Genomic DNA, 11,555 nt, shown 5'->3' with positions numbered 1-11,555 from the left:
ATCACTTCCATTGGGCATACGCTTAAAACCAGTCACAAGACTATCTCCTAGTTTAAGCGTGAGGCCCTGCCCTCAGATACAGGGGGCCAAACCACTACTTGTCCGAAGTGGGCAACTGCCCGCTCTCGTTGGAAAACGACGAGTATGCAATGCGCGGGATACCCTGGAATTAGTCGCGAGCCAATTGAAAACTAATCCAATTAATTGCCTGAAATATTCGGACCCGTACTAGTCGATAACACTATGGTCCCGCCACTGGTGACTGCTGCATCCTTGAGATACATTGAATCGACAGACCGTCCGGAAGGCTTACGTGCGATGAAGATCCGAATCCTGCTTGCAGATGACCATCCCGCTTTACTGTCCGGCCTGCTGCATGAGCTGAAACTCATTCCAACCCTGGAAATCATCGGCTCGGCTCGCGACTCCGGAGCCCTGGTCGATATCCTCCAGGCCGAGCCCTGCGACGTGCTGGTGACCGACTACACGATGCCCGGCGGCAAGCATGGCGATGGCATCACCCTGCTCTCCTATATCAGGCGCCTGTGGCCGCAACTGAAGATCGTGGTCTTCACCACCCTGGAGAACCAGGCCCTGACCCAGGAGCTGGCGCGCCTCGGGGTCAACGCCCTGCTCGCCAAGACCCAGCACACCAACCAGCTGATCTCGGCCATCCACGCGGTGTATGCCGGCTCCAACTACTTCCCCACCGAGGACCTGGACACCGGCCGGACCGAGATTGCCCAGGCGCCCGGCTCCAGCTACGCCCTAACCAAACGCGAGCTGGAGGTGGTGCGCCTGTATGTCTCGGGGCTGTCCATCAACGAGATTGCCGATCAGCTGCACCGCACCAAACAGACCATCAGCTCGCAGAAAGCCAGCGCCATGCGCAAGCTGGGCATCACCCGCGACGCCGAACTGTTCCGCTTCGCCTTCGAATCCGGCCTCGACGGCTCCGCTCCGTCGGCCTGACCCTTCCGCTTTACGCGCAGCTTCGGCGGTGATCCCGCCGATTGGCGCGAACTTCGCCGACGCCCGCCCCCTCCTCGCTGCACCCCGCCCAATCGCCAGCGAGCGACTTTAGTACCTGTCCCGACCCCCACCCAGCCAAATCAGACCCAGTCAGAAAGATTGATCGCCTGCGCCCCGGTTTAATGCTCCCCAGAGAAAGGCACGGCCCAAAACCTTAAAGGCCCGCCCACTCATTTCGCTCGTAAGCGCCTGGCGCGCAGCTCGAGCTGGTTATCCAGGTGCATGACTTCGCCAGCCGCTAGCGCAGCATCGAGCGAATGAACAGGCACGATCAAAAGTTTCAAGTTAACTGGGAAGAACGCTATATGGCATCGCAGTCGATCAAACTCTTGCTGGTAGATGGCAAAGAGGTAAAGCAAGAAGTTTCCATTACCAAAGGCGGTAAGGGAGCTGTTCCGAAAATCAAGGCCATGCCCGATGGCAAATTCATTCTGGCTGACCAGGATACCGGCATTGCACCGGAGAACATCACGGTTCGCCGTTCCGGCAAGAACCTGCTGGTCTTCCTCGAGGGTGAATCCTTCGATCAGCCCTCGGTCATCATCGAGGACTTCTTCGAGTTCAACTGCGAGCTCATCGGCATGGCCGAAGGCGGCGAATACTACGCCTATGTCTCGTCCAATGATGACGACGACAAGGCCGGTGCGTTCGTCCTGCAGGACGGCGAATCCTCCGCTCTGGTCCTGGGCGGCGCGCCCTACGCAGCCGGTGATGTCGACTACACCGCCTTCGGCCTGCTGCCGTGGATTGCCGGCGGTGCCCTGGGCGCCGGCGCAGGTCTTGGCGCCCTGAACAGCAACAAGGGTGGCAGCAGCAAGTCCGAAGCAACCGCCCCCGTCACTCCTGAGCCGCAGGTCCCTGCTGCTCCGGCCGCCCCGGAACTGAAGTACGTGCTGGACAACGTCGGCAGCGTCCAGGGCGCCATCCAGCGTGGCGACTCCACCGACGACACCACCCCCACCTTCAAGGGCGAAGGCCGCCCGGGTGACACCATCATCATCCTGGACAAGGGTGAGGAAATCGGCCGCGTCGAAATCGGCGAAGACGGCACCTGGGAATTCACCCCCAAAACCGAGCTGGGCGAAGGCAGCCACGACATCACCCTGATCGTGCAGGACCCCGAGGGCAAGCAGTCCGAGCCGTCCGATTCGTGGGAATTCCAGGTCGACACCACCGCCCCGGATGCTCCGGCCATCGGTGGCATCTACGATGACGTGGGCGTCAAGCAGGGCGAACTGGCTCGCGGCGACGTGACCGACGATCGTCAGCCGACCCTCTCCGGCACCGCCGAAAAAGGCGCGCTCATCGAGATCTTCGACAACGGCGTCAAGCTGGGCGAAACCCGCGCCGACAGCAATGGCCAATGGTCCTTCACCCCTGCCGAAGAACTGGGCGAAGGCTCGCACAGCTTCACCGCACGTGCCACCGACGCCGCGGGCAACTCGTCCGACCTGTCCACCGGCTGGGACCTGGTGATCGACTTCACTCCGCCGACCAAGCCGGATGACACCGTACTGGGCGGCGTGACCGACAACCAGGGTCCGATCCAGGGTCCGATCGAGAAAGGCGGCAGCACCGACGACACCACCCCGACCTTCAACGGCAAGGGCGAGCCGGGCGACACCATCATCATCCGCGACAAGGGCGAGGAAATCGGCCGCGTCGAAATCGGCGAAGACGGCACCTGGGAATTCACCCCGGAAACCGACCTGGGCGAAGGTGACCACGAGATCACCGTGATTATCCAGGACCCGGCCGGCAACCAGTCCGAGCCGTCCGATCCGTGGGAAGTCACCGTCGACACCACCGCGCCGGACGCACCGGTCATCGGCGGCATCTACGATAACGTCGGCATCAAGCAAGGCGAGCTGGTTCGCGGCGAAGCCACCGACGATCGCCAGCCGACCCTCCACGGCACCGCCGAGGAAGGCTCGCTGGTCGAGATCTTCGACAACGGCGTCAAGCTGGGCGAAGCCCGCGCCGACGGCAATGGCCAGTGGACCTTCACTCCGTCCGAAGAACTGGACGAAGGCCAGCACAGCTTCACCGTGAGTGCCACCGACGCAGCTGGCAACACTTCCGATCTGTCCACCGCCTGGGACCTGGTGATCGATTTCACTCCCCCGTCCAAGCCGGACGACACCGTGCTGGGCGGCGTGACCGACAACCAGGGCCCGATCCAGGGTCCGGTCGAGAAAGGCGGCACCACCGACGACACCACCCCGACCTTCAACGGCAAGGGCGAGCCGGGTGACACCATCATCATCCGCGACAAGGGTGAGGAAATCGGCCGCGTCGAAATCGGCGAAGACGGCACCTGGGAATTCACCCCGAAAACCGAGCTGGAAGAAGGCGATCACGAAATCACCGTGATCATCCAGGACCCGGCCGGCAACCAGTCCGAGCCGTCCGACCCGTGGGAAATCCACGTCGACTCCACCGCCCCGGACGCTCCGGTCATCGGCGGCATCTACGATAACGTCGGCATCAAGCAAGGCGAGCTGGTACGCGGCGAAGCCACCGACGATCGCCAGCCGACCCTCTCCGGCACCGCCGAGGAAGGCTCGCTGGTCGAAATCTTCGACAACGGCGTCAAGCTGGGCGAAGCCCGCGCCGACAGCAATGGCCAGTGGACCTTCACTCCGTCCGCAGAACTGGACGAAGGCCAGCACAGCTTCACCGTGAGTGCCACCGACGCTGCCGGCAACACTTCCGATCTGTCCACCGCCTGGGACCTGGAGATCGATTTCACTCCCCCGGCCAAGCCGGACGACACCGTGCTGGGCGGCGTGACCGACAACCATGGCCCGATCCAGGGTCCGGTCGAGAAAGGCGGCACCACCGACGACACCACCCCGACCTTCAACGGCAAGGGTGAGCCGGGCGACACCATCATCATCCAGGACAAGGGTGAGGAAATCGGCCGCGTCGAAATCGGCGAAGACGGCACCTGGGAATTCACCCCGAAGACCGAGCTGGGCGAAGGTGAGCATGAAATCACCGTGATCGTTCAGGACCCGGCGGGCAACCAGTCCGAACCGTCCGATCCGTGGGAAATCACCATCGACACCACCGCGCCGGACGCACCGGTCATCGGCAGCATCTACGATGACGTGGGCGACAAGCAGGGCGAGCTGGTACGCGGCGAAGTGACCGACGATACCCGCCCCACCATCCGTGGCACTGCCGAAGCCGGCAGCACCGTGGTCATCCTCGACAACGGCAAGAAGATCGGTGAGGCCCAGGCTGGCCCTAACGGCGAGTGGACCTTCACTCCCGAGACCCAGCTCTCCGCGGGCAAACACGCCATTACGGCGCAGGCGACCGATGCCGCTGGCAATACCAGCGCAGCGTCCGAGCCGGCCTTTGACTTCACCCTCATCGCCCCGAACGCGCCCACTCCCCCGGCGATCAACTCGGTGATCGACAATGTGGGCAGCATCACCGGCCCGCTGCAGAAGTACGCAGAGACCGATGACGCACGTCCGACGCTGAACGGCTCCGCCGAGCCCAACGTCACCATCCATGTCTACAGCAATGGCGAACTGCTGGGCACCACCCAGGCCGACAGCCTTGGCATGTGGTCCTTCACCCCGGCACAGGACCTCAGCGAAGGCCTGAACAACCTGACGGTCAATGCCACCGACCTGGCCGGCAACCTGATCCCCGGCTCGGCCACCGGCGCCTATCCGCTGGTTATCGACACCACCAACCCGAACGCGGTCGAATCGGTCGAGCTCTGGGACGACGTGGGCGCGATCCAGGGGCCGATCCTTGCGGGTCAGACCACCGACGATGCGCAACCGACCTTCCGTGGCAAAACCGACGAAGGCAATGTCACCGTCGTGATCTATGACAACGGTGTGGAAATCGGCCGCGTTGCCAGCGATGCCGAGGGTAACTGGAGCTTCACCCCGAACCCGGCCCTGGTGGATGGCGACCATGCCCTGAGCACCCAGGTCATCGACCGTGCGGGCAACGTCAGTGACATGAGCGAGCCGCTGGGCTTCACCGTGGACACCCATGACGTCATCGTATCGATCGACTCGGTGATGGATAACTACGGCGTCATCCAGGGTCCGATCACCGCCAACGGCGTGACCGACGACACCACCCCGACTCTCAGTGGCCGCGCCACTGCCAACGCCACCGTGGTGATCTACGACAACGGTGTCGAGATCGGCCGCGTTCAAAGCACCGCCAGCGGTACCTGGAGCTTCACTCCGGAAGACTCCCCGCTGGGCGAAGGCGAACACGCTCTGACGGTAACCGTCATCACCGAAGCCGGTGGTGAAAGCCTCCCGACGCCGGAGTTCAAGTTCGCCATCGACATCACCGCCCCCGATACCCCGGACAACACCGGCAACGGCCCGGGCATCAAGGAAGTCATCGACGATGTCGGCCCCATCCAGGGCCCGATTCAGAACGGCGGCGTCACCGACGACACCACCCCCACCCTGAATGGCACCGGCGTACCGGGCGACACCGTGCTGGTCTATGACAACGGCACCCTGGTCGGCAGTGCTCCGGTCGGCACCGATGGCACCTGGTCCTTCACGCCGCCGCCCATGAGCGAAGGCGAGCACGCGGTGACCATCGTCATCCAGGACCCGGCCGGCAATCAGTCCAAGCCGTCCGCTCCCTGGGTGGTCACTATCGATACCATTCGCCCGGACGCACCGGTCATTGGCGGCATCTACGATGACGTGGGCGTCAAGCAAGGCGAACTGGCGCGTGGCGATGTGACCGACGATCGTCAGCCGACCCTCTCCGGCACCGCCGAGGAAGGCTCGCTCGTCGAGATCTTCGACAACGGCGTCAAGCTGGGCGAAACCCGCGCCAACAGCAATGGCCAGTGGACTTTCACTCCGTCCGCAGAACTCGACGAAGGCCAGCACAGCTTCACCGTGCGTGCCACCGATGCGGCGGGCAACACTTCCGATCCGTCCGCTGCCTGGGACCTGGAGATCGACTTCACTCCCCCGTCCAAGCCGGATGACACCGTGCTGGGCGGCGTGACCGACAACCATGGCCCGATCCAGGGTCCGGTCGAGAAAGGCGGTACCACCGACGACACCACCCCGACCTTCAATGGCAAGGGCGAGCCGGGCGACACCATCATCATCCAGGACAAGGGTGAGGAAATCGGCCGCGTCGAAATCGGCGAAGACGGTACCTGGGAATTCACCCCCAAGACCGACCTGGGCGAAGGTGACCACGAGATCACCGTGATCGTTCAGGACCCGGCGGGCAACCAGTCCGAACCGTCCGATCCGTGGGAAATCACCATCGACACCACCGCGCCGGACGCACCGGTCATCGGCGGTATCTACGATGACGTGGGCGTCAAGCAAGGCGAACTGACTCGCGGCGACGTGACCGACGATCGCCAGCCGACCCTCTCCGGCACTGCCGAGGAAGGCTCCCTCGTCGAGATCTTCGACAACGGCGTCAAGCTGGGCGAAGCCCGCGCTGACAGCAATGGCCAGTGGACCTTCACTCCGTCCGCAGAACTGGACGAAGGCCAGCACAGCTTCACCGTGCGTGCCACCGATGCGGCGGGCAACACCTCCGATCCGTCCACTGTCTGGGACCTGGAGATCGACTTCACTCCCCCGAGCAAGCCGGACGACACCGTGCTGGGCGGCGTGACCGATGACCACGGCCCGATCCAGGGTCCGGTCGAGAAAGGCGGCACCACCGACGACACCACGCCGACCTTCAACGGCAAGGGTGAGCCGGGCGACACCATCATCATCCAGGACAAGGGTGAGGAAATCGGCCGCGTCGAAATCGGCGAAGACGGCACCTGGGAATTCACCCCGAAAACCGAGCTGGGCGAAGGTGAGCATGAAATCACCGTGATCGTGCAGGACCCGGCGGGCAACCAGTCCGAGCCGTCCGATCCGTGGGAAATCACCATCGACACCACCGCGCCGGACGCACCGGTTATCGGCGGCATCTACGATGACGTGGGTGAAAAGCAGGGCGAGCTCGAGCACGGCGACGTGACCGACGACACCCGCCCGACCATTCGCGGCACTGCCGAAGCGGGCAGCACCGTGGTGATTCTCGACAATGGCAAGGAGATCGGTCGCGTAGCGGTTGGCCCGGACGGCAACTGGAGCTTCACCCCGGAGCAGGACCTGTCTGCCGGCGGCCACGCCATCAGCGCGCAGGCCATGGATGCGGCCGGCAACGTCAGCGAGCCCTCCTCGCCGGCCTTCGGCTTTGCGGTTTCCGGTGACATGAAGCCGTCCGCGGCGGTCATCGAGTCGATCTTCGACGACGTGGGCCCGCAGACCGGCGAGCTGAAATCCGGTGACGTGACCGACGACACCCGTCCGCAACTCTCCGGCCACAGCGATGCTGGCGCGATAGTGGTGATCTACAGCAACGGCGTCGAGCTGGGCCGTACCGAGGCCGATGCGCAGGGGCGCTGGAGCTTCACCCCGGATGTCGAGCTGAGCACCGGCGAATACAGCTTCAGCACCGTTGCCATCAACGCCGCTGGCAACAGCAGCGATGCATCCGAGCCGTTCGACCTGATCATCTACACCGGCAACGGTCCGACCCAGGTGGCGCGTCTGTCCTCCATGGGCAAGGACTCCGGCACCGGCAACCACGACTTCGTGACCAACAACGACAGCTTCGGCCGCGCCATGTACGGCACGCTCAGCGCAGAACTGAACGCAGGCCAGCGCCTGCAGGTGTCCACCGACGGTGGCCAGACCTGGTTCAACGCGCTGGTCAACGGCACTGACTGGGCCGCGCAGGACCTGTACTCGCACAATGCCAGCTGGAACATCCAGACTCGCGTGGTCGATCAGAACAACAACGCCGGTTACGTGCTGCAACAGAATGTGGTGCTGGACAAGCTGGCCCTGGCCGCTCCGACCAGCGTCCACCTGGCCGATGGCGCCCTGGATATCGCCTTCAATGCGTCCGGCGTCGCCGTGGGTGACCGTATCGCCGTCGTTCTTGACGGGGGTGCTGCGCGCTTCGAGCACACGCTGACGCAAAGCGACATCAATGCCGGGGCTGTGCACATGGACGTCGGCTCGGCCAGTTCGGCGAGCGTGGCGATGGTGGACGTGGCCGGCAACCTGTCCGGCTACACCAACACCGCCGGCGCGCCGAATCCGGTCTACCAGCTCAATGGCGATGTGTCGGAGGTCTACGGCCTGGGTAACGCCTCGGTGTTCAGCCTGGCCGATGTCAACCTGCTGCAGAACATCAGCCTGATCGAAGGCAACGCCGGTACGGACACCCTCCGACTGACGGGCGCCAATCAGACGCTGGACCTGAGTGCCTGGCAGGGCCGCTTGAGCTCGGTGGAGATCATCGACATCACCGGCTCCGGCGACAACACCCTGAAGCTCTCCCTGGGCGATGTACTGGACCTGGGCCATCGCGGCGCCTTCATCAACGATGAAAGCGTGCAGCTGGCCGTCAAGGGCAACGCCGGTGACAAGGTCATGCTCGACGATCTGCTGCCCAACGGCATGAACGTCGGCGACTGGGAACTGCTGGGCGATGTGACCGCCGCTGGCGTGGTCTACGACGTCTATCACCACTCCGACTTCGCTGCCGAAATCCTCGTGCAGCAGGGTGTCTCGGTACAACTCTGAAGCTGAGCGATGGCGCCCGCGTGGGCGCCATCCACTCCCCTCCTTGAATATAAGTTCTGAACCGCAGGCTACGGCTCGCGAGATTCAGAGTTATAGCAATCCTCCACCATGGAAGTTATCCAGTGAACTTTGCTTATCTTCTCGACAATGAAGGTCTCTACTTCTATCCGCTGAACGCGATGGAAGAGCTGACCGCCCCCATTCAGGCCACCGAAGGGGCCCGTTTCGTACTGACCGATCTGGGCTCGGAACAGATTTCCGAAGTCGTCGCCGCCGAGCGGGTCAACAATGACCTGGTCGTACGCCTGCGCGCCGATTCGGCCACCAGCTCGACCGTTCAGATCAAGGACTTCTATCAGTTCCACAGCGGCCTCTACAGCCTGAACGACAAAGGCGACTACCGCCTGCACCTGTCGGCCGACAGCAATGTCGCGCAGGGCCCCGTGGCCCTGGTTTCCGAAAACCTCGGCGCACAGCAGGACCAGCCCGAAGCCGCCGCGCTGAACGTCATTCAGCAAGCGACCACCTTCCAGCAGCTCGAAGCGCAGGCTGAGCAACTCAACCCGCAGGCTTCGGCCGACAACGCTGCTCCCCAGGCTGTACTGTTCGACGCACCGGTCGCCCCCCTCTCTGCCCAACCGACCATCTCGGGTTTCTATGACCTCGTCGGCAGCAAGCAGGGCTATCTCGAATCGGGCAACGTCACCGACGATAACCAACCCGAATTCGTCGGTACCGGCGAACCCGGCACCCTGCTGGAAGTGCTGCAGAACGGCATCCTCGTCGGCAGCGTCCAGGTCGATGAGCAAGGCAACTGGAGCTACATGCCGGAAACCGAACTGGACGACGGCGGCCAGCTGTTCTTCGTCCGTGATCCGGAAACCGGCAGGACTTCCGGCAACCTCGTGCTGATCATCGACACCGTCGCTCCGGCGCCGGCCTTCATCAGCAGCGTGGCTGACGATTTCGCCGTCATCGCCAAGAACGGCGAGACCCGCGACAACACCCCGACCCTGTCGGGCACCGCCGAAGCCAACTCGATGGTCGCCATCTACAACGGCTCGACGCTGGTGGCAACCACCTACGCGAACTCGAAAGGCGCATGGGACATCACCCTGCCCTACAGCCTGCCGGACGGTACCTACGCCTTCCGCGCCGCAGCGATCGACTTCTCCGGCAACACCGGCCTGCGCTCGGCCAGCTACACCGTCACCATCGACACCCTGCCGCCTGCGCAGCCGCAGATCCTCGAAGCCATCGATGACTTCGGCCCGTCCACCGGCCCCCTGGTCAATGGCGCCGGCACCGACGATGCGACCCCCACGCTCAAGGGCCTCGCCGAAGCCGGCAGCCGCGTCACTATCTATGACCACGGTCAGAAGATCGGTGAAGTAACGGCCGACAACAATGGCAACTGGATCTTCACTCCTGCCCAGGACCTGGATGCCGGCGGCCATAGCTTCACCGTCACCGCCACCGACCGCGTTGGCAACCAGTCGCAGCAATCCCTGCCCTGGAACCTGACGGTTCTGCTCGCCGCACCCGACGCACCGACCGTGGAATCCGTGCTCGACGCGACCGGCAGCAAGACCGGCCAGCTGAGTTCTGGCGACGTCACCGACGAAACCCGCCCCGTCATCAGCGGTAAGGCAGCGGCTGACTCCACCGTTGTCATCTACGACAACGGCGTTGAAATCGGCCGTGCCGAAACCGATGCCGACGGCGCGTGGTCCTTCACCCCGCCGGCCGCCATGGAAGAAGGCGAACATAGCCTGACCTTCGTCACCATCAACGGTGCAGGCAACTCCTCCGATCCGTCCGAGCCGTGGATCGTCGTCATCGACACCACCCCGCCGGAAGCCCCGAGCATCGGCGGCGTCTACGACGACGTCGGCGTCAAGCAAGGCGAGCTGGCCCGTGGCGATGTGACCGACGACCGTCAGCCGACCCTGTCCGGCCAGGCTGAAGCCGGCTCCCTGGTCGAAATCTTCGACAACGACGTCAAGCTGGGCGAAACCCGTGCTGGTGACGACGGTAAGTGGACCTTCACTCCGGCCCAGCAACTGGACGAAGGCGAGCACAGCTTCACCGCCCGTGCCACTGACGCTGCCGGCAACCTGTCCGACCCGTCCGACGCCTGGGATCTGGTGATCGATTTCACCCCGCCCGTGAAGCCGCCGATCGAAGGCGAAGACGCCATCATTGGCCAGGTCATCGACAACGTGGGCAGCATCCAGGGCCCGATCGAGAACGGCGGCGTCACCGACGACACCACCCCGACCCTGATCGGCAAAGGCAATCCGGGCGACACCATCGTCATTCTCGACAATGGCAACCCGATCGGCGAAGCCCAGGTCGACGACAAAGGCGACTGGACCTTCACCCCGAAAGACGAGCTGGGCGAAGGCGAGCACGCCATCAGCGTGATCGTCCAGGACCCGGCTGGTAACCAGTCCGAGCCGTCCGATCCGTGGATCGTCAACGTCGACAGCACCCCGCCGGAAGCCCCGAGCATCGGCGGCATCTACGACGACGTCGGCGTCAAGCAGGGCGAACTGGCCCGTGGCGATGTGACCGACGACCGTCAGCCGACCCTGTCCGGTCAGGCTGAAGCCGGCTCTCTGGTCGAAATCTTCGACAAGAACGTCAAGCTGGGCGAAACCCGCGCCGACAGCAACGGTAACTGGACCTTCACGCCTGCTGAAGAACTGGCCGAAGGCGAGCACAGCTTCACCGCTCGCGCCACCGACGCCGCTGGCAACCCGTCCGCTGCATCCGAGGCCTGGGACCTGGTGATCGACGTCACCGCGCCCGAGAAACCGCCGATCGAAGGCGAAGACGCCATCATTGGCCAGGTCATCGACAACGTGGGCAGCATCCAGGGCCCGATCG

3 protein-coding genes are annotated in these 11,555 nt (G+C 63.8%); all 3 read left to right on the top strand.

Going from position 1 to position 11,555, the window contains the following annotated elements:
- The first annotated feature begins 318 nt into the window (after positions 1-318).
- The gene (locus HNP46_RS23210; protein ID WP_184593669.1) at positions 319-972 is read left to right on the top strand and encodes a response regulator transcription factor; all 654 of its coding nucleotides are present in this window, start codon (positions 319-321) and stop codon (positions 970-972) included.
- Between the two features lie 470 nt (positions 973-1,442).
- Positions 1,443-8,663: an Ig-like domain-containing protein gene (locus tag HNP46_RS23205; RefSeq protein WP_184593667.1), complete on the top strand. Its 7,221-nt coding sequence runs from the start codon at positions 1,443-1,445 to the stop codon at positions 8,661-8,663.
- A 122-nt stretch (positions 8,664-8,785) separates the two neighbouring features.
- A partial coding sequence (locus HNP46_RS23200) for an Ig-like domain-containing protein (protein WP_311771835.1) occupies positions 8,786-11,555 on the top strand: 2,770 nt, incomplete at its 3' end.

Source organism: Pseudomonas nitroreducens (assembly GCF_014204515.1).
Taxonomy (GTDB): domain Bacteria; phylum Pseudomonadota; class Gammaproteobacteria; order Pseudomonadales; family Pseudomonadaceae; genus Pseudomonas; species Pseudomonas nitritireducens_A.
Note: the sequence above shows the minus strand (reverse complement) of the source record. Positions and strands in the feature narration are given on the sequence as shown.